The organism is Mesorhizobium sp. RCAM 06353, assembly GCF_059683585.1.
The window spans coordinates 207,354-226,323 of the sequence record NZ_JCASIY010000001.1; the positions used below are offsets into that span (position 1 = coordinate 207,354).

16 protein-coding genes and 5 pseudogenes are annotated in these 18,970 nt (G+C 59.8%); 10 read left to right on the forward strand and 11 right to left on the reverse strand.

The genetic code is table 11. The features are described 5' to 3' along the window. Nucleotides 1-339: 339 nt before the first annotated feature. The 4 genes and pseudogenes from AC56QX_RS35750 to AC56QX_RS35765 form a co-directional block, all read right to left on the reverse strand. Nucleotides 340-1,005, reverse strand: a complete 666-nt coding sequence (locus AC56QX_RS35750; protein ID WP_497118434.1) for an IS6 family transposase — start codon at nucleotides 1,003-1,005, stop codon at nucleotides 340-342. 497 nt (nucleotides 1,006-1,502) lie between these two features. Beyond that, complete coding sequence (locus AC56QX_RS35755) at nucleotides 1,503-1,859, reverse strand: hypothetical protein (protein WP_497118189.1); 357 nt, start codon at nucleotides 1,857-1,859, stop codon at nucleotides 1,503-1,505. A 111-nt stretch (nucleotides 1,860-1,970) separates the two neighbouring features. Next, nucleotides 1,971-2,084 (reverse strand): annotated as a pseudogene (locus AC56QX_RS35760) (IS5/IS1182 family transposase); the annotation flags it as partial. Between the two features lie 4 nt (nucleotides 2,085-2,088). After that, nucleotides 2,089-2,530, reverse strand: a pseudogene (locus AC56QX_RS35765) (IS6 family transposase); the annotation flags it as partial. A 210-nt stretch (nucleotides 2,531-2,740) separates the two neighbouring features. On the opposite strand from AC56QX_RS35765, the gene AC56QX_RS35770 reads away from it, so the two are divergent. The 8 genes and pseudogenes from AC56QX_RS35770 to AC56QX_RS35805 form a co-directional block, all read left to right on the forward strand. Continuing rightward, entirely contained in the window at nucleotides 2,741-5,107 is a 2,367-nt protein-coding gene (locus AC56QX_RS35770) for a PEP-utilizing enzyme (protein WP_497118191.1), read from the forward strand. After that, nucleotides 5,107-5,718, forward strand: coding sequence for a gamma-glutamyl-gamma-aminobutyrate hydrolase family protein (locus tag AC56QX_RS35775; protein WP_497118192.1), 612 nt, complete (start codon nucleotides 5,107-5,109; stop codon nucleotides 5,716-5,718). The genes AC56QX_RS35770 and AC56QX_RS35775 overlap by 1 nt, the downstream gene beginning before the upstream one ends. After that, nucleotides 5,697-6,443 (forward strand): phosphocholine cytidylyltransferase family protein, encoded by a 747-nt coding sequence (locus AC56QX_RS35780; RefSeq protein WP_497118193.1) that lies wholly within the window; start codon nucleotides 5,697-5,699, stop codon nucleotides 6,441-6,443. Before AC56QX_RS35775 ends, AC56QX_RS35780 begins: the two co-directional genes overlap by 22 nt. A gap of 26 nt (nucleotides 6,444-6,469) precedes the next feature. Beyond that, a complete protein-coding gene (locus AC56QX_RS35785) occupies nucleotides 6,470-7,945 on the forward strand; it encodes an alpha-amylase family glycosyl hydrolase (protein ID WP_497118194.1) in 1,476 nt (491 codons plus the stop codon). Next, on the forward strand, nucleotides 7,935-9,170 hold the full coding sequence (locus tag AC56QX_RS35790; RefSeq protein WP_497118195.1) for an MFS transporter: 1,236 nt from the start codon (nucleotides 7,935-7,937) through the stop codon (nucleotides 9,168-9,170). Before AC56QX_RS35785 ends, AC56QX_RS35790 begins: the two co-directional genes overlap by 11 nt. Before the next feature lie 63 nt (nucleotides 9,171-9,233). Beyond that, nucleotides 9,234-9,854 carry a CDP-alcohol phosphatidyltransferase family protein gene (locus AC56QX_RS35795; protein WP_497118197.1) on the forward strand — a complete coding sequence of 207 codons (621 nt, stop codon included), beginning with the start codon at nucleotides 9,234-9,236 and terminating at the stop codon, nucleotides 9,852-9,854. Between the two features lie 28 nt (nucleotides 9,855-9,882). Continuing rightward, nucleotides 9,883-10,464 carry a histidine phosphatase family protein gene (locus AC56QX_RS35800; protein WP_497118199.1) on the forward strand — a complete coding sequence of 194 codons (582 nt, stop codon included), beginning with the start codon at nucleotides 9,883-9,885 and terminating at the stop codon, nucleotides 10,462-10,464. 62 nt (nucleotides 10,465-10,526) lie between these two features. Beyond that, nucleotides 10,527-10,673 (forward strand): annotated as a pseudogene (locus tag AC56QX_RS35805) (aquaporin family protein); the annotation flags it as partial. 14 nt (nucleotides 10,674-10,687) lie between these two features. Here the strand turns inward: AC56QX_RS35805 and tnpC are convergent. The 3 genes from tnpC to tnpA all read right to left on the reverse strand — a co-directional run bounded on the left by tnpC (nucleotide 10,688) and on the right by tnpA (nucleotide 13,075). Next, nucleotides 10,688-12,166 carry an IS66 family transposase gene (tnpC, locus tag AC56QX_RS35810; RefSeq protein WP_095205361.1) on the reverse strand — a complete coding sequence of 493 codons (1,479 nt, stop codon included), beginning with the start codon at nucleotides 12,164-12,166 and terminating at the stop codon, nucleotides 10,688-10,690. A 109-nt stretch (nucleotides 12,167-12,275) separates the two neighbouring features. Further along, nucleotides 12,276-12,602 carry an IS66 family insertion sequence element accessory protein TnpB gene (gene tnpB, locus AC56QX_RS35815; protein ID WP_224690299.1) on the reverse strand — a complete coding sequence of 109 codons (327 nt, stop codon included), beginning with the start codon at nucleotides 12,600-12,602 and terminating at the stop codon, nucleotides 12,276-12,278. A 26-nt stretch (nucleotides 12,603-12,628) separates the two neighbouring features. Then, on the reverse strand, nucleotides 12,629-13,075 hold the full coding sequence (gene tnpA, locus AC56QX_RS35820) for an IS66-like element accessory protein TnpA (RefSeq protein ID WP_095205360.1): 447 nt from the start codon (nucleotides 13,073-13,075) through the stop codon (nucleotides 12,629-12,631). On the opposite strand from tnpA, the pseudogene AC56QX_RS35825 reads away from it, so the two are divergent. Further along, nucleotides 13,063-13,446, forward strand: a pseudogene (locus AC56QX_RS35825) (aquaporin); the annotation flags it as partial. The gene tnpA and the pseudogene AC56QX_RS35825 overlap by 13 nt on opposite strands. Nucleotides 13,447-13,563: 117 nt before the next feature. Further along, nucleotides 13,564-13,716, forward strand: a pseudogene (locus AC56QX_RS35830) (IS21 family transposase); the annotation flags it as partial. A 13-nt stretch (nucleotides 13,717-13,729) separates the two neighbouring features. Here the strand turns inward: AC56QX_RS35830 and AC56QX_RS35835 are convergent. The 4 genes from AC56QX_RS35835 to AC56QX_RS35850 all read right to left on the reverse strand — a co-directional run bounded on the left by AC56QX_RS35835 (nucleotide 13,730) and on the right by AC56QX_RS35850 (nucleotide 18,805). Next, nucleotides 13,730-14,545, reverse strand: a complete 816-nt coding sequence (locus AC56QX_RS35835) for a UPF0149 family protein (protein ID WP_497118200.1) — start codon at nucleotides 14,543-14,545, stop codon at nucleotides 13,730-13,732. Nucleotides 14,546-14,698: 153 nt separating this feature from the next. Beyond that, nucleotides 14,699-15,475, reverse strand: coding sequence for an IS21-like element helper ATPase IstB (gene istB, locus AC56QX_RS35840; RefSeq protein ID WP_497118202.1), 777 nt, complete (start codon nucleotides 15,473-15,475; stop codon nucleotides 14,699-14,701). Nucleotides 15,476-15,492: 17 nt separating this feature from the next. Continuing rightward, complete coding sequence (istA, locus tag AC56QX_RS35845) at nucleotides 15,493-17,046, reverse strand: IS21 family transposase (RefSeq protein WP_497118203.1); 1,554 nt, start codon at nucleotides 17,044-17,046, stop codon at nucleotides 15,493-15,495. Nucleotides 17,047-17,641: 595 nt separating this feature from the next. Continuing rightward, on the reverse strand, nucleotides 17,642-18,805 hold the full coding sequence (locus AC56QX_RS35850; RefSeq protein ID WP_497118205.1) for an IS110 family RNA-guided transposase: 1,164 nt from the start codon (nucleotides 18,803-18,805) through the stop codon (nucleotides 17,642-17,644). Nucleotides 18,806-18,970 lie beyond the last annotated feature (165 nt).

Below are 18,970 nucleotides of genomic sequence, written 5' to 3' on the forward strand. Positions count from 1 at the left end.
CCGTTTGGTCGGCCGCAACGTGACTGCCCCACAGTTCCTCATGCTCCCCTAATTGCAGTCAAGAAAGGGATTGGCACGATCAAAATCCTCGGCTCAGTCAAGGCCAGGGCTGCTTGTTACAAAAGAGCAGGTTCATACTTTGGTCGGAGTGGTAAGCCTCGATCCGACGGCAACAAAGGGCATTCTCACCACTACATCTGACTTTGCGCCACGTATCCTTAGGGACCAAAATCTGGCGCGGGCAATCCCTCACAGGATTGAACTGATGAATGGCGAGAAACTTCGGTTGTGTTGCAAAGTTTTTTCTGTGTCATGAAGGTTGGTCGAGACCGGCCGCTGTCATGCCGCCAGTATGGCGAACTGCTCGGCCAGGGAGGGATTTGGATTGAACGCATACCTTGCCTGTCGCTTGCGCATCATGTGAAGCATTTCGATCCCGGACAGGGTGATGCTGGCGGTGGCCGGCGACTTGAAGCCCAGCATCGGCCGCACACGGCGCTTGATGCGCCGGTGGTCCTGCTCGATCCTGTTGTTCAAGTATCGACTTTTCCTGATCGTGATCGGTTTCAGCCAGCGCCGGGAACGATCCTGCAATCGATTTGCCGCGTCGCAGGAAGTGATGGCTTCGTGATTGGCCTGGCTGCCGTCGATGACGATGCGATCGGGCCGGCCATGGCGCTCCAGGGCCTTCCTGAAGAAGCGCTTGGCCGCCAGCAGGTCGCGATGCTCGCTGAAGCAGAATTCGACCGTGTCGCCGACACCGTCGATGGCGCGGTAGAGATACATCCACTCACCGCGAACCTTGATGTAGGTTTCGTCGACATGCCATTTGCCGGTGACGGCACGCTTGCGGCGGTTGAAGCGCTCCAGCAACCGCGGCGCGAAATGAATGACCCAGCGATGGATCGTCGAATGATCGATGCCGATGCCGCGTTCGGCCATCATTTCTTTCAAGTCGCGCAGGCTCAGATTGTAGGCCAGATACCAGCGCACGCATAACAAGATGACGGACTAGTCGAACTGACGGCCTTTGAACATCTCGAACCTCGCGAAAATTGACGCTAGGTTCCTCCCACGCGACCAGTTACCAAAACTTTGCAACACAACCCGTGTGGGCCGGTGGATATCAGCCACCCCTTTATAACCTCACGTAATAAGCCATTCTGGAGAAGCCGCTCGCGATGAACCCGCTTGATTTCTTCGGACTTGATCACGCGGCGCCCACCACTCTGCAGTGCCTTGAGGGCGTCGAGCGCGTCAGCGAGTTTTTCATTAGGAGTGGCCATAGCCGAATCTCTGCAAGTTTTTAGTGTTGTACAACAACAAGTATATGATGCTGATCCATTGCAAGTCAATTGTGACGCGTTAAAACACGTATATTATGACGTGCTGACGCACGTTTGTTATGATAAACTACTGATTTTTATGATATAACTTGCGTGTTCGGCGCGAAGGATCGTCACCCGCAGGGGCCCAGACGCCCTGCGGCTCGGGGTGTCGGCCTAGAGCCTGACCCACCGGAGCCTTGGCGCAGGTGGGACGCGGCCCTCCCTCTCCCTCTCCCTCTCCCTCTCCCTCTCCCTCTCCCTCTCCCTCTCAAAATCATCATCCCGGCCCCGCCGCCGCGCCTGCTCCCTTTCAGCCTTCCGCTCCGCCCGCGAGATGCGCGGCACAGCCACACCATCCCCGCCATCGCCGCCGCCATCCTCCGAACCATCCCGCGCCGCCCGCGCAAAATCCCCCGCCAGATCGACGGCACTCTTCCACGGCTCCTCCCGCTCCAGCGCCTCATGGTGTGCCTGCCGCAGGTCCGTCTCAGGCTCGTACCGCTTCTCCTCCTGCCGTATCGCCGCGCGCATGGCCGCTTCCTCGGCTGCCCCCCACCGATCGCGATGCCGGTCTTTGGCACGGCGCACGGCGTTGGTGCATGGGTCCGGACTTGAGCGGATGTCGATCTTTGAAGCGGCAGACTATGCCGTGGCCGCCTTGCGGCGGGCGGATTTCGGGCGTGCGCAGGCAAGCATGCGGTTGAGGACGGCGCAGCCGATGGCGACTTCGGTCTTCTGAACGGGAAGCGACCGTGCACCAACGCCCCGCTCCATAGGAACGCAGCTTGTCGGTTATCATGCGCTTTGGTGCGAGGCCCTGTTTCTTCAGCAGCCTGGTGAGCAGGCGCTTGGCGGCCTTGGTATTGCGGCGGTTCTGGACGATCTCATCGAGAACATATCCATTCTGGTCGACAGCCCGCCACAACCAATGTTTCTTGGCCGGCGATGGTGATGAGGACTTCGTCCAGGTGCCAAACATCATTGGGGCTGGGCCGCTTCCTGCGCAGACGGCGAACGTACTCGGGGCCGAACTTCTTTCCCCAACGGCGGATCGTTTCATAGGAGGCGACGATGCCGCGCTCCAGCAGCATTTCCTCGACCAGGCGCAGGCTCAAAGGGAACCGGTAATACAACCACACCGCATGGGCGATGATCTCGGCGGGAAAGCGGTGGCGTTTGTAGCTGATGAGCGCGTCGTTCATGAACCGGCGTCTACCCCAACGCCTCCTCACAAGAAGTTACCGTGACAACGCCGTCTAGACAACTCAAGCGAATCACAGCGGGCGAGGCGCCCCAACCGCTTCCACACTCAATCACGAGTTTAGGGTCCGGCACTAAAAAAACGTGTACGCCGACTAATATAACGTGAATTGATTTATTGAACGATATGACTCACCCAGTGTCAACATTGAGTGCGGGAAGGTGATTCTGAGAAGGGGTATGCAGGATTGGTAAGACAGAAAGATCTAAAGTTATTTGTTCAATCTAAAGCCGCGACGATCTTGTCACTTGGTAAACTGATGACTGAAGGGCGGATTCCTCCTGGGATCGTCCTGACGCGAGCGCAGTGGTTGGCGGAGAGGGCTCACATTGTCAAGAAAGCGCTCGGTCTGAAGGGATTGTCTGATCTAATTGCAAGGTCCAGCGCTAAGGGCGAGGACATACTCGGTGCGACGAGAGCCGGGGAATTTCTTAGCCTAAGAATCGAGCGAGAAGCCGGGGGTTTGGCTACCGCGATCGATGACGTTTTTGACTCCTATGGCGCGACAAATGAGCTAGACGAGGTATTGGTTCAGGCGTGTGTCGAGGATGTGCGGTCAGCCGGAGTGGCATTTACTCGTGATCCTAGAACCGGCGCTGAGTACCTGGTTATAGAATACGAGCCAGGCCCCGCCACAGATGGTGTAACGGCGGGACGAGCGGGGGATCTACATGCTTTTACGCTGATGCGAGGGGCTGATCGGATGGCTCCCTCTATACTTGGCGATCTTCTTGAGGCGTTAGAGGAGACTACCAGTATTCTAGGCGACCAACCTCTAGACATCGAGTTCGCCGTTGACGCGAAGGGGTGGACGTCGATCTTGCAAGCGCGGCCACTGGACTGCCCTCAGCCAGCAGTTTCAAATGTTCGGACAACTCTTGCGGTGGAAGTTTGTGCGCGCATCAGGGATCTTCTCGCGCCGGATCCGTCGCTTCTAGGGACATCTAACATCCTTGGCATTATGCCTGACTGGAACCCTGCCGAAATCATTGGCGTTCATCCGAGGCCGCTCGCAGTATCGCTATATCGGCACTTGATCACTGATCGCATCTGGTCTGAGTCGCGGTGGCGCATGGGCTATCGCGACGCTCGAGGTGTGCCACTAATGGTGCTTGTGGCCGGGCGGCCATACGTGGATGTCCGCGCAAGTTTCAACTCACTGGTCCCGGGAGCGGTGAGGGATGATCTTGCCGAACGGTTGATTGCCGCTGAAATCGAATACCTACGCGCCCATCCAGAGCTACATGACAAGGTGGAGTTTGAGGTTGCTCCTACATGCTGGTCGCTTGCCGCGGAGCGGCGTGTCGCCGAGCTCGGTCCTGGGCTTTCCGCTGGCGACAGAGAAGAACTGGTCGGCGTTTTGCACGAACATACTGCCGGGCTCATTGCAAGGGCGAGCGAGATTCTTGGGCGGTCGCTAGGCGACATTTCTCTCCTTGAACATCGGAATGAATCAGTGATGCCGGAAGAGTCCACCATTCCGGCAAGAATCCACGCGCTTTTGTCCAACTGTCAGCAGCTCGGCACGCCGGCGTTTGCTGATCTTGCGCGCTTGGCCTTTGTATTCACTGATATTTTGCGATCTATCACCTCATCTGGATACGCGCGTCGAAACGAGGTGGCTATCTTTCTGGAAAGTATCGAAACGGTTAGTGGCCGTATGCTAAGAGACATGGCAACAATGCGGCGTGCCGCGTTTCTTGGGCGATACGGGCATTTGAGACCCGGAACATACGACATAACCATTCCCCGCTACGACGAAGATCCGGAGCGCTATTTGGGCGATGGCGTATGCCGAGGCCGTTCAACGCCTGATCTTGCAAATGAGAATTCGATTTCGCCGGCGCTCGTATCCGCTGTGGAACGTGCCATGGGCGAGCATGACCTTCCGGTCGATGGAAGGAAATTTCTGGATCTGACAAGGCGAGCAATTGCCGGGCGAGAATATGCGAAGTTCGTATTTTCCCGATCTGTCTCGGATTCGCTAGCCCTTCTCGCCCGTTTTGGCAAGGGCGAGGGGCTATCACGCGATACCATCAGCTTTGCGGCGATCCAGGACATTCTCAATGCGCACGTTGCTGGGGCAAGACTGGACGAAGCTATCAACAAGTCATCAGAGATCGGCTTGGCATCCCATTCAAGCGCGGCCGACCTTCTGTTGCCGCCGATCATTGTGTCTCCAGACGACGCAATTTCCTTTGTGCTCGCAGCTTCGAGACCAAACTTCGTGACGACCAATATCGTGTATGGAAGTGTTGCGGCATTCGATTCCGTGGACCTAAAGGGAAAAATCGTTGGTATCAGAAGTGCGGATCCAGGTTACGATTGGATCTTTACACGGGGAATTGCTGGGTTCTTCACTGCTTTTGGAGGATCGAACTCGCACATGGCCATCCGTGCGGCGGAATTGTCAATTCCGGCTGTAATTGGAGCGGGAGAAAAGCAATTTGATCGCTGGATGTGCGCCAATTCGCTGATTATCGACTGCGACGCGCAGCGCGTCGAGGTTATTGTCTGATGCTCGCGCTGATCTGCCCGAGCACTGTGGAGCGAGTGGAACGCGGCGAGTATCTCGATAGCGTGGACAGTCGGTTGCCGGCATTTTTGTCTGAAATCGGGTGTGAATCTGTAATCGCTACTAACTGGCCTGACGGCCTGGTCCGTATCCTTCGTCGTGTTGACCCAGACGTCGTGGTGTTGAGCGGCGGTGGAGATCTTGCAGCTTATGGCGGAACAACTGCTCTGCGGGATGCGTGCGAAGCCATTCTCATCGAGTGGGCTATTGAGAATGAGCGCCCGCTGGTCGGGATCTGCCGAGGGTTCCAAGCAGTCCTGGCATGGGCGGGCACAACGCTCGAGCAGATCAACGGACACGTGCGAGAGCGTCATCTAATCACGTGGATAGATGGTCACCGATCTTGGGAGACGAATTCGTTTCACAATTGGTCTGCGTTTGTTTCTCCGGCCAACGTTCGGCCACTCGCGTTCGCGCCAGACGGTTCGATCGAAGCTGCATCGATAGTGACGGCACCCAATCTACGTGGAGTCATGTGGCATCCTGAGCGAGAGAGGCCATTCTCCCAGGCCGACCTTTCGCTCTTTCGTGAATGGACTGGAGCGGCGAAGTGATTGGTGCGGTTATCCTGGCAGCGGGGAGGGGTAGTCGGCTCGGCACCCTCACCGACAATTCGCCAAAGTGCTTAGTTCGGGTTGCGGGTCAGTCGTTGCTCGCGCGGCAGACCGTCGTGTTGCGGAATGCCGGGGTGAAGGCGATCTCGGTTGTGACAGGATACCGGCACGATCTCGTCGCATCGGAAAGTGGACTCCCAATCTTTGTGAACCACCGCTGGATGGAGACTGGCATTTTTCGGTCTCTTGTGGCGGCAATCGAATGGCTGGAAGCGGGGGAAGTCATCGTCTCGTATGGCGATATCTTCTATTCGGCAGAAACCGTTAACGATCTCCTTGGCAAATCAGGCGATATCGTCATCGCATACGACGCAGATTGGTGGCCCCTTTGGTCTGCCCGATCCAAAGAGCCGCTTAAGGACGCTGAGAGTTTTTGGATCGACCGAGAGGAGCGCATTACCGACATCGGGGGCAGCATCAGTCATCATGGGCAGGCGAACGGCCAGTACATGGGTCTGATGAAGATGACGCCAACCGGATTCAGACAATTGCTTTGTGTTGCCGAGCAATTAGGCAATGCTGATCAGGTTGACATGACGAGCTTACTTCGTGCTGCACTCTCCAAAGGCCTCGATTTGAGGGGCGTAGCGCGTTCTGGGCCCTGGGGTGAAGTCGACACACCAGAAGATGTACGCCTCTATGAAACAACGATGCTCGCCCAATGACGGCACATCCAACTCAGATTTCGTCTATGACGATCCTGTCGGCCTATCCAAATCATGTCCTAAGTGCCGGACCCTCGCTTAAGGCGCTCAATGAGTTCCTTGACCTCTCATTCGAGGAGGCATTCTCAATGCTACATGTTTTGCCATTCTTGCCGTCCGATGGTGACGGGGGGTTCGCGGTAACAAGCTATGATGAGGTCGACCCGACATTCGGTTCGTGGGCGGATTTGCGAGCTTTTTCGCATCGTTTCCTGCTGATGGGTGACTTGATAGTCAACCACGTTTCGGCATCGCATCATTGGCTGCGCGAATACCTCGATGGTATTCCGGAACGCGCAGAATTCTTCCATGACATCGACCCCAGCACAGACCTCAGCGCGGTATCGAGGCCAAGGGCAACGCCCCTGCTGACAAAGTTTCGTGCGCTTAGTGGCGAGCGATGGTTATGGACCACGTACGGTCCTGGTCAAGTCGACCTTAACTTGGCCAATCCGAATGTCTTCTCAGCGATAGTCGATGTTGCCGAAAGATTTATGCGAAATGGTGTATCCGCACTCCGACTGGACGCGATTGCATTTGCGTGGAAGTGCGTCGGCACCAACTGCGCGAATCTGCCGGAAGCGGCCGATTTGGTGGAGCGACTGAGGGCGGCTCTCGATCAATCGAAGCCGGTCCTGGTGGCGGAGGTGGACGCGGATCTCCAGTCGCAGTTCATCGGAACCAATCGTGCCGATCTCGGCTACTGTTACGACTTGGCACCGAGCCTTGCACATTCCGTTGCAACCGAGCGGCCGAATGCGCTTCGTCGTTGGCTGACTGGCGCCTCGAAACGTGATCTGTCTGGATCCATCACGTTTCTTGCCAATCACGACGGTCTCCACCTGCGATCACAACGGCCCGTTTTAACTGAGGAGGAAACCAACGAGTTGGTTTCGATTGCCACTTCAGTTGGGAACTGGCCTGTTATTCGCGGTAAATCGATATATGAGATCGCCGGGCCGCTGCATGCCATGTTCGGACCCGATCTTGAGGTGATGTGCCGGAAAGTTGAACTGTCGCTATTTCTTCTTGTTTCCCTTCCCGGCATTCCGATGGCTTTTCTCAACACAATTCTCGCAGTTGAAGCAGGTCCGTTTGACTTGGAGCAGGGGCCTAGGTCGTTAAACCGAGCCCGCGTGTCGTCGAGCGAGATTGATTGCTTGTCACCCGCGCATCCGCGACGAAGGTTGATCGAACAGACGCAGCTCTTGTTTCGAATGCGTCAGCAGATTCCCGCGCTTCAAGCTCATCAAAGTGCGAGAGAGATCAGTTGTTCCGGTCAGACATTGGTTGTTGGCCGCTACGACGGCGAGAAGATTATCTACGCGGTTGCCAATTTATCTTCTTGCTGCAGTGGCAAAGTCGAGTTGCCTGTCCCGGCAGTTGATCTTTTAGCCGGCGGAGGAGCGCATTCGTCGGTCACGCTACCGCCTCTCGGTTGGGGTTGGTATCGTGCCAAGTGATATCAGACCTGAGGTGTTGCAGGGGAATGCGCTGCCCGAACGCGGTTTTATGAGGGCGATCTCGGCCGTTGAGTTTCTGAACGACTTTTCGTTTAGTGCTATCTATCCGCTGCTCGCTCTGCGAGCGATTGAACTCGGCGCCAGTGCGCTTCAAACGTCGCTGATAATGGGGTGCAATGCAGCAGTGCCGTTGATAGCTGCGCCGGCTCTTGGGGCATTAAGCGATCGCTTTGGAGCCCGCAAAGTCAATCTCGGTGTCTACTTGTGTGGCTTTGCAAGCCTCGCAGGAACACTTCTCGCTACCACACCGCTGGAGGTCGGGTTTTGGCGAGGTGTCGGTGGTATCCACTGGTCGGCACGCGGCGCGTTCATAGTTCTTGTGTCCGAACGCGTCGCGGCACAAAGGATTGGAAATACGCTCTCGCACATCCAAGGATGGAGCACAGTCGGCGCGCTGCTCGGGCCATTCGCGACTGGGTTACTTGGGCTGTGGTTCGGGCAGGGGGCTTTCATTGCCGCAGCTATGTTTGCAACCGCAATGTCAGCCTTCATGTGTGTCCTCTATTGGCTGGGCGTTCACCTCGGAAACTTCTCACCATTGCCCGTGATCGAAAAAGCAGTAGAGCAAATTGAACCAGACTCCGCCATCGACAGCCGTTACGTTGGCCTAGCAGCGGCCGGCCTCTGCGCATTCTGCTTGGTGTTTTACTCGGGCGTACAAGCCATGGTCCCCATTTGGGTATCCACGTTGAATTTGTTCCCCAAGATCTATGTTCCCTGGTTTTTCGTCTTGCTCGCCGTCACGAGCGTCCCTGTGCAGTTCTTCGGGTTTCGCATTGTCCGCAGTAGGCTATCGGCTATCCAGACGCTTGCGTTGGGACTCTCGTCCATCAGTGCCGGATGCGTAACGGCATTGGCAATTGAAGCGCCGGCACTCAAAATCTGGTTCCTCAGCCCAGTTCTTGCATTCAGCTACGTCCTCTGTTCCTCGGCGTGCAACGAGGTCCTCGCGTCCGTAATGCGCGGCTCGGTAAAAGCAACGCGTGCGAGTGCGGCTTATGTGATCTTTGGCGTCGCGCGGGTCGCTGGTCCACCTATAACAGCGCTTTTTGCTCAGCCTGCATGCTTGCTCGCAGCCTCGTTTGTCGGCGCATCGCTGATGACAGTCCTCGCAATCTCTCTCGCGCGGCAGGTGCCAAATCTAGCGCCCGCATCTGCGACGTAATTAATTTGCTAACCGGGAACAGAAAGTGAAGTGATGCCAAACCAGGATGCTCACTCAAAGCCAATGATCGGCTATCTTGCAGACCCAGCGAACGCCCTGACATTCGTAGGCTTTATGATGTCGGCGGCCGCGACAACAATGGCGTTCAATGGGCAACTTGAATGGGCACTTGCATTAGTGCTCTGGGCGGTGCTTGCGGATTGGTACGATGGATGGCTAGCAGCACGCACTCCGGGCCGCCATCCGGCTTACGGGAAGGTCGGGGGCAATCTGGACTCATTCGCCGACCTGATGAGCGGCGGTGTCGTCCCAGCCGTCATCCTTCTGAGACTGGGCGACGGAGGGCCTGTCGCTTGCCTTATCGCCGGATTCGTATGCGCTGCAGGTGCGATACGGTTGAGCTATTTCAACGTCTTCGGTACCGACGAGGGCAGTTTTGTCGGCATGCCTTTTCCGCAGAACATCTTTAACATCGCATTCGTCTACCTGATTTTGATCGTGGTGGCTAAAGACTATCTCTATATAGGCTTCGCATCTTCTGTGTTAATTTGCGGGTTGCTTAATATATCGCAGTTGCGATTTAGGCGAACGCCCAAGAGCCGGCTCCCACATGCCACGGCTTATGTCATATTTCTGTCTATTTGCCTGTTGGCAGTTGGACATCTTATGGCATCGCCCGCGTAGTTTTCGGAAAACCAAAAGGAAGCAGGATATGGCCGCTGGCTACTATATCACCCATCCTCAAGTGCGCGTTGATGCAAGCGTTCCGGTACCCGAATGGGGTTTATCCGAACTTGGCCGGGAGCGCGCTATAGCAATGCTTAGTCAACCATGGGTGAAAACCATTCGCACCATTGTGTCATCTGCCGAACGAAAAGCGATCGAAACGGCCCAGATTCTTGGTGAATATCTCGGCGTGCCGTTGGAGATACGAGAACGAATGCATGAGAACGACAGATCCGCGACGGGATACCTCCCTCCGTCGGAATTCGAGTCAGTGGCGGATGAATTCTTTGCGAAGCCTGAGGTTAGCGTGCGTGGATGGGAGCCTGCTATTGATGCTCAGGCGCGCATCCGAAGCGAAGTGGACGCGGTGCTGGCGCGAAACACTTCCGCGGATGTCGCGTTCGTTGGGCACGGTGGCGTCGGAACTTTATTGCTCCTGTCATTTACTGGCGTTCCAATCAGCCGCGTAGCCGATCAACCGGCTGGAGGGGGGAGTTTTTTCTCCTTCGACTTGGCTTCGTTACGAGTGCACCATGCTTGGCGACCAATCGACAAAACCGCGATTTAGCTCGCCTTGCAGAAACGCCTTGACGAGATCGGCCGCAACCTGCCGAAGGCCGGCTGAACGCCGTGGCCGACGACCTGCTACGCCGCATCGTTGCGGAAGTCCTGGGAACCGCATGGCTGGTCGCTACCGTGGTCGGCTCCGGCATCATGGCCGCCCGGCTGACGCACGACGTCGCCATTTCGCTGCTCGGCAACACGCTGCCGACGGGGGGTAACCGCTGTTCTCAGGCCACGGCCTTGAGTGGCGCGGGGGCATAGGCCCAGGGCAGCAGGTCGTCGAGCTGGCTTTGCGGATGGCCTGCGACGATGCGGGTGATGACGTCGGCGAGGTAGGCGTACGGGTCGACGCCGTTGAGTTTCGCGGTTTCTACGAGCGAGGCGATGGTCGCCCAGTGCTCGCCACCGCCGTCGGAACCGGCGAAGAGCGCATTCTTCCGATTGAGGGCGATTGGCCTGATCGAGCGTTCGACGACGTTGGAGTCGATCTCGACGCGGCCGTCGTCGAGGAAGCGACCAAGTCCGGCCCAACGCGAGAGCGGGTAGCGGATTGCTTCAGCGAGCTTGCTCTTCTGGCTGACCAGGGCGAGCTTCTCGCGCAGCCATGGCTGGAGGGTATCGATGATGGGGCGGCTTCTCTCCTGGCGCGCGGTGCGCCGCTCTTCGGGCGAGCGTCCCCGTATCTCGTTCTCGATCTTGTAGAGCTCGGCGATGCGCTGGAGCGCCTCCGTGGCGATCGGCGCGGGCCCGGACTGGGCCAGTTCGTAGAAGCGTCGACGGACATGCGCCCAGCAGAACGCCAGGCTCACGGCATTGCGCTCGGCCAACGCCCGGTATCCGGCGTAGCCGTCGACTTGCAGGATTCCGACGAAGCCCTGAAGGTGCCGCAGTGGCTGTTCGGCCTTGCGGTCGGGTGCATAGAGATAGGCGACGCCAGGTGGAGCGATCCCGCCCCAGGGGCGATCGTCGCGAGCATAAGCGAACAGCTGGCCCGTCTTGGTGCGGCCGCGCCCGGGATCGAGCACCGGCGCCGTGGTCTCGTCGGCGAAGAGCTTCCCGGAGGCCTTCAGCCGCTCGAACAACCGCTCGTGGATGGGGCGGAGCAGGAAAGCCGCCTTGCCGACCCAATCGGCAAGCGTCGAGCGATCCAGGTTCACGCCTTGGCGGGCGTAGATTTGCGCCTGGCGATACAGGGGAAGATGGTCGGCGTACTTGGAGACCAGCACATGGGCGACGGTCGCCTCAGTCGGGATGCCGCCCTCGACAAGCCGTGGCGGAGCCGGTGCCTGCACCACGACCTCCTCGCAGCTCCGGCAGGCGTATTTCGGTCGGCGCGTGACGATGACGCGGAATTGGGCCGGCACGATGTCGAGGCGCTCGGAGCGATCCTCGCCCATGACATGCAGCATTCCCTTGCAGCACGGGCAGATCTTGTCGGGAATGTCGATGATCTGCTCGATACGCGGCAGATGCGCGGGCAGTGATCCACGGTTGGCGCGGCGCTTCCTGGCGCGAGCCTCGCGCTTGGCAGTATCGGCGGTGTCCTCCGCGGCGAAGCCTTCAGCCTCGATCTGCTCGGCCTCTTCCAGGCCCAGCAGCAGCTGGTCGACCGGCAGGCTCTCTGCCCTGCGGCCGAAGCGGTGGCGCTGCAGTTCCTTGATGATCTGGCGCAGCCGCTCGTTCTCGGCGCGCTCCGCCGCGAGCATCGCCTGAAGCGCGATCGGATCGTTGGTCTGAGGCTCGGCCGGGTTGCTCACAAGGCCGATTCAATCATGCATTCCAATGCTTTGCGAGCGCCTCTAGCCTCCCATGGAATCAACTTGCCGCGACCGGCGCGCGCGTCTCGCGGGCGTCATGCACGCGCCGCCAATCCAACCCTTCCAGGAGCGCCTGCAATTGCGCCGCCGACAACCTCACCACGCCATCGGTGATGGCAGGCCAGCAGAACTTCCCGTCCTCCAGACGCTTCGCCAGCAGGCACACGCCGGTGCCGTCGAAGTACACCAGCTTGACCCGGTCGGCGCGCTTGGCCCTGAAGACGTAGACCGCGCCAGAGAACGGATCGGCGCCCATCGTCTCGCGCACCAGCGCCGCCAGGCCTTCGGCCCCCTTGCGGAAGTCCACCGGCTTCGTCGCGACCATCACCTTGACCACACCCGTCGGCCCGATCACGACGGCGCCTTCAGCGCACGGATCACCGCCGCCACCGTCCTGGCGTCGGCGCCACGACCGACCCGCATGGCGACGCCGTCAATCTCCAGCTCTATCACGCCGGTTTCTCGCGCGGCCTTCCGCTGCCGTGTCGATCTCGCGCGCTTCCCCGCCGGTTCGGGCTCCTGTGCCGCGACCACCGCTGGAACAAACAACGGCTCCGGTGCCGGCGCATTCGCCAACGGCACCCGCGCGGACCGGCGCCAGGCGAACAGCTGCTGCGGGGACAATGCATGTCGCCGAGCCACCGCGCTCACCGTCTCGCCAGCATCGTAGCTTTCCGCCACGATCCGCGCTTTCTCCTCCGGCAACCATTCGCGCCGCCGTCCAGAACCCGTGAATATCTCAAGCCGTCGAACCGGCTCCTCGTCCCTGGACTTAAGCGTAAGTTCTGAAATCGTCATGTGTCGAAGCCCTCAAAGGCCCCGAGCATCGTCGCTCACGACAACGCGCGAAAGGTGCCAACGGGACAGCGCTTACGACGGGGGCGATCCTCGTCGTGCTGATCACGATACTGGGGCCGATCTCGGGGGCGCATTTCAATCCCGCCGTCACGCTGGTGTTTGCGCTCCGCCGCGAGATCGAAGCGAACGCCGCGCTTGCCTATGTAGTCGCCCAAATTGCGGGCGGCATCGCTGGCACGTTTCTGGCGCACGCCATGTTCGAACTGCCGATCCTGCAGGCCTCCGCGACGGTTCGGACCGGAACCGGGCAATGGATCGCGGAGGCGGTCGCCGCCTTCGGTCTGATCTTCACCATTCTGGCAGGCCTGAGAGCGGCGGTGCAAAATTAGTCCACGGTAGCGGCGGGATGGTCCCGCTTCGGGCGGCGTAAAACCCGGCCACCTATTTCCCTTCCGCGACGAATGCAGGAGGGCTAGGGGATCTACACCGTGGAATTATATCTGAAGGTCCGTCTGGCTTGCTCGGAAGGAATGAGCGGGCGTCAGGCTGCAAAGCATTTCAACATATCGCGCGATAGCGTGGCCAAGATGATGTCGTATTCGACGCCGCCGGGCTATCAGCGTCAGTCACCGATCCGGCGGCGGCACCGTAAACTTAACGCTGTGAAAACAAGATCTGAGAGTGAGGCTTTGGTTCATTCGGCGTGAAGGCGCGCGATTTGGCGCCATGCTTGCACGGCAGTTGCTCGCAGTTCTCGATGGTGGGTGGATGGAATATCGTGGGTAAGCGGTGCGCCAAGGCACCTTTCCTGAAACCGCTGGTGATGTGTCTATGGCGGGTCGGTCGTTGGTCCGCGCGCCGGCGCCGATCACTCCGGGTCGTCATAACGGGTGACGTAGTGGAGTTCGCGTAGGGCGGGGATGACGAGGGCGATGTCTTTGTAGGCCTCGTGTTCGATGAAATGCGCGGTCTCGGGCCCCGGCCTGGGCTTGCCGAGGACGGGCCTCCCCTTTTGTCGACGCAGTAGATCAGGATCGGCAGCAGCAGGCCGTGGTTGGGGTTGTCGAGGTCGAGTAGCCGTCTCCAGCTTTTGATGTTGAGATTCATGGCCGCGTAGAACCCCTGGCACCACGGCCGGGGGTCGATGCCGCCGCTGGGCTTGGTGGCGAATCCGGGCGCATAATCCTGCGGTCTGTCGAAGAGCGTCTCGTTGATCCGGTTGTGGATCCTGGCAACGCTGGCAAACACGGCGTGATCGGTTGCAGACCCTTTGGCCAGGACGTCGCGCGGCAACCCCATGAGCGGGCACATCCAGTATTGCGGGTCCGGGAACCGCGGCCCGGTGACCGCCGCCGTTACGAAGCCATCCAGCGCCGACATGGTCCGCACCAGCGGGCGGCGGTTAGTCTTGGCAGCCATCCAGGCCTCGAGCGCCTCGTCCGACAGCGCCATGTCATCGATTGCGCTCATGCTGCCAACGGGAGCGGCATCTCTTGGCGGCGCCCCCAGTGCCACGGTGCGCATTTCGCAAAAACGGGACAGTCGTTCCGCTAAATCGCGGACAGCAGTTTCACTAAGTCGCGGACAGCAGGATGGGGTCGGTCCTCGGTTGCCTGGTTGAGCTCATTTGCGATTGATTTCGCCGTTTTCGGCGCCGGTCAAGAGCGGCGGTGTTTTTTGCTTTCTCATGCTGTCGCCTTCGAGGGTGACGCGATGGGCGTTGTGGATGATCCGGTCGAGAATGGCGTCGGCGATTGTCGGCTCGCCGATCATGGCGTGCCACTGGGCGATTGGCAGTTGCGCGGTGATCAGCGTCGATTTCCGGCGATAGCGTTCCTCGAAGATTTCCAGCAGATCGAGACGCTGCTGGTCGGTCAGGCTGTGGGTGCCCCAGTCGTCGAGGATGAGCAGTTGCACCCGAGCCAGTTTGTCGATGAGACGGGGAAAGCGGCCGTCGAGACGCGCCAGGGCGAGATCTTCGAACAGGCGCGGCATGCGCAGGTAGAGCACGGAATGGTCGAGCCGGGCGGCCTGACGTCCGAAGGCGCAGGCCAGCCAGGTCTTTCCGGTGCCGGTCTGCCCGGTGATGATGAGGTTTTCATGCGCCTTCAGCCAGGCGCCGTGGGCCAGCGACAGCGTATTGCGCCGGTCGAGCCCGCGATGCGCGGCGAAGTCGATGTTCTCGATGCAGGCGTCGACAAAGCGTAGTCTGGCAACGGCGAGACGGTTGGTCAGACGCTTGTCGGCACGCATGGCGGCTTCACGATCGAGCATCAGGCCAAGCCACTCTTCGCGACCGAGATCGTCGGCGTTGCTCTGGTCGGCCAGGTCCCGATAGGCGGCGGCCATTCCGCCAAGGCCGAGAGCCTGCATCTGGTCGAGGGTTGGATGTGTCAGCATGGTTGGTTTCCTTTCCTTCATTGATAATAGGAGCCGCCGCGGATGTTGGTGTGCGATGGCGTGGGCTTGACCGGCTCGGCCGCGGGCGGCACGCGGTCGAGGCCGGATTTGAGGATGGCGTTGACGGAGGAGTAGGTGATCGCATTGATGGTCAGTGCCCGCGCGCAGGCTGCCTCGAGCCGATCCCGCTCGTAGCGACGGGCCAGCGAGAGGATGCCAAACGCGGAGCGGTATCCCTGCTCGGGATGGGGCCGGTCGCGCATCATCCGCTCGACCAGGATGGCGGTGTTGGCGCCGATCCCGGCTGCCTGCCGGATCAGGTTCGCCGGCGTCGTGTTGGCATAGCGCTGGTGCGCCTTGGGCATGTGCTCGTTGACGGTGACATGGCCGCAGCGCTGCGAGCGGCGGACATGGCTGGCGACGCGCTTGTGATCATGGAAGAGCTCGACCACGCGGTGGGTGAGACGCACATCCACGCGCCGCCCGATCAGCGCGTGCGGCACCGAGTAGAAGGTCCTGTCGATCTCGACATGGTAATCGGGATGCACCTTCGCCGATTTCCACTCCGCATATTCGAACGGCGCCGGCGGCAATGGCGACAGGGCCGTTCGTTCGATCTCCTCGAACAGCTCCCGGCGGCTTTTGCCGACATGGCGCATGGGGCGATTGTTCAGATCCTCCAGCAACACCACGATTGCGGCGTTGAGATCGCCGAGACTGAAGAAGCGCCGGTTGCGCAGCCGGGCCAGGACCCAGCGCTCGACGATCAGCACCGCGCCCTCCACCTTGCCCTTGTCGCGCGGCTTGCGGCTGCGGGTCGGCAGGATCGTCGTGTCGTAATGTTCGGCCATGGCGGCGAAGGTCTGGTTGAGCGTCGGCTCGAACCACAGCGCCTTGGCGACGCCGGCCTTCAGATTGTCGCAGACGATCGCCTTAGTTACCCCGCCGAAGAAGGTGAGTGCCCGGCACTGGCCCTCGATCCAATCCGGCAGCTTCTGGCTGAAGCTGGCATGGGCGAAGGTGAAGGACGACGCGCCCAGCACCGCAACGAAGATCTGAGCCTGGCAGATGACGCCAGTATCGGGATCAACGACGGGCACGGTGTGGCCCGCATAGTCGGTCTGCATCACCGCGCCCGCTTCGTGGCGGTTGCGGAACGTCGCGCTCGACCGGCGCTGGAAAGCGCCGAACCGGTCGCAAAACCATGTGTAGCCATAACCATCGGGGTGCGCCGCGCGGTATTCCTGCCACAACAACGTCAGCGTCACGCCCTTGCGCTTCAGCTCGCGCGAGATCATCGCCCAATCGGGCTCGTCCAGATCCTGCGGCGGACGGCCAACCCGGCGAAACAGAAGCCGCTCAAGCAATGCGTCATTGTCATAGCCCGGCGGCAGCGGCCAGTCCGAGATGCCAGCCTCACGGGCCCGCAACAGATAGGTCGAAACCGAAGTCTTGCTGATCTTCAGCCGTTCCGACACCGCACGCACCGAGAGGCCCTGCTCATGCGTCAGGCGCAGGATTGATCGTAGGTCTTTCACTGTCGTTCGTCTCGCTTGCTTCCGTCTTGGCATGGCCCCTCTCAACCCGATGATGAGAGGGCAAAATGCCAGAACGGCGCTCCCGAGAACCGACCGTTACATCCGCACCGAAAACTGTCCGGGAACTAGCGGAATCACTGTCCCGTAATTACTGAAATCGCTGTCCGCGAATTAGCGGAATGGGTGTCCGCGAATTTCTGAAACACGCAGCCACGGCATTAGCTCGTCCCAGCGCGAGGCTGGCCAGTCGTTCTGGATGCGCTCGGTGACATCTGTCGAAGACGGTCGAAAACCGCTGACAAACGACGACAAGAGCTTATATGAGGAGCGTCAATACGGAACTGTCGTCAGGGTGACATTTTTGCTTTCCGTCGGTTGTTGCGGCATCCACGGTCTGAGCCCGATTGCAAGACGCGGCTCGTTGCCAAGCCAGATCCAACTTATATACGGTCGCTGTTTGAGACAGCGGCACCAACATCCCGCTTGCGGCGGACAAGGGCTCAAGAGGACGAGACATTCTGAAGCGCGGGCATTTCAAGCCAGACTCTTGTTCGGTTCGTCCCACCTGGATCCGCCAGGACTGATCGGGTCCTGGAAGATTGTGGAATTCAGTTTGATGAGTAACGCATCAGGCAGTCTTCACGATCGCCCCCTCGATGACCACGCCCGCATTGACGTATTTCCACAGCGCGACGAGCAGCTTGCGGGCGAGCGCGACGATCGTCGTCTTCTTGAGACGGCCGCCGTTCTGTTTGACCCGGTCCTGGAACCACAAGGTGAGCGCTGATCGCGGTTGATGGCGCACCCACAGCCAGGCCGTCTGGATCAGCGTCGTTCGCAGCCTTGGATTGACGGCTTTCGATACCCCCTTGTCGTGATCGACCGAACCGCTCTGCCAGGGTGTCGGCGCGAGGCCCGCATAGGCGGCAACCTGTCGTCGGTTGTCGAAGTGACGCGACAGCCCCTCCGACCACAAGACGGCGGCAAACTCCGGCCCGATGCCCTTCAGCTCGAGCAGCATCGCCGGTGCTGGCGAGACGACCGGCACGCCAGCAAGCATGGCATCGCGCGCGGCCTCGACCGCCTTGATCTGCTCCAGCAGCAGTTCGAGCCTGTCGAGTTCGCGGCCGACCTGCGCCTGCAGATGTGCCGGCAAGGGTCGGCCGTCGCCGGTCTTGAGCGCCTCCAGTCGCTTGCGCCGGTCGCGGCGCAGCGGCTCATAGCCGGACACGCCCTGGGCGAACAGCAGGCCCTTGATGCGGTTGACGTGGCGCACGCGCTCGTTCGTCAAGGCCTTGCGCTCACGCGTGATGCGGCGACGGTCCTCCTCCTCGGGCGCCGGCACCCGGAGCATCGCACACACCCGTGGCTCGCCCCGTTTGTAGGCCAGCAACGCACGGACCAGCGCCTCACCGTCAATCTTGTCGGTCTTGGCCCGGCGCCGCCGGCGCGAGGTTGCGATCGAGGCCGGATCGACCACGTAGCTTTCGATTCCTTCGGCCTGCAGCACGCGATGGATCCAGAAGCCGTCGAGCCCGGCCTCCTGGATTGCGATGATCGGAAAGCACTGCCCGGTCCGAGCCTCTGCCTTTTTCCTAAGCTCGGCAAAGCACGCCAGCATGTCGGCGACGTCGACGGCCGCCACCATATGTTTCGACATCTTCTCCCCGCCGCCCGGCGACAGCGAGGTGATCAGCCATTTCGAGCGACTCAATTCCAATGAGACGAAAATTGCGCCAAGATCGGTGCGGATAGCGGTCGGGGCTTTCGGTCGGTGAGCTGCAACAGGCATGCTTGTCTCCAAGGGGTAAGGTGTTTGTGTTTAAGCAACCGCACCTTGCCACAGCGCAGGTCGCTATCCACCCTCCTCATGGGATCTGAAGCAAGGTCACGCCGCCTTCATGCCGGACGCCATCTGGGCAGTAGACAGGTATCTCCCAGACTTCTCCCGGGTTAA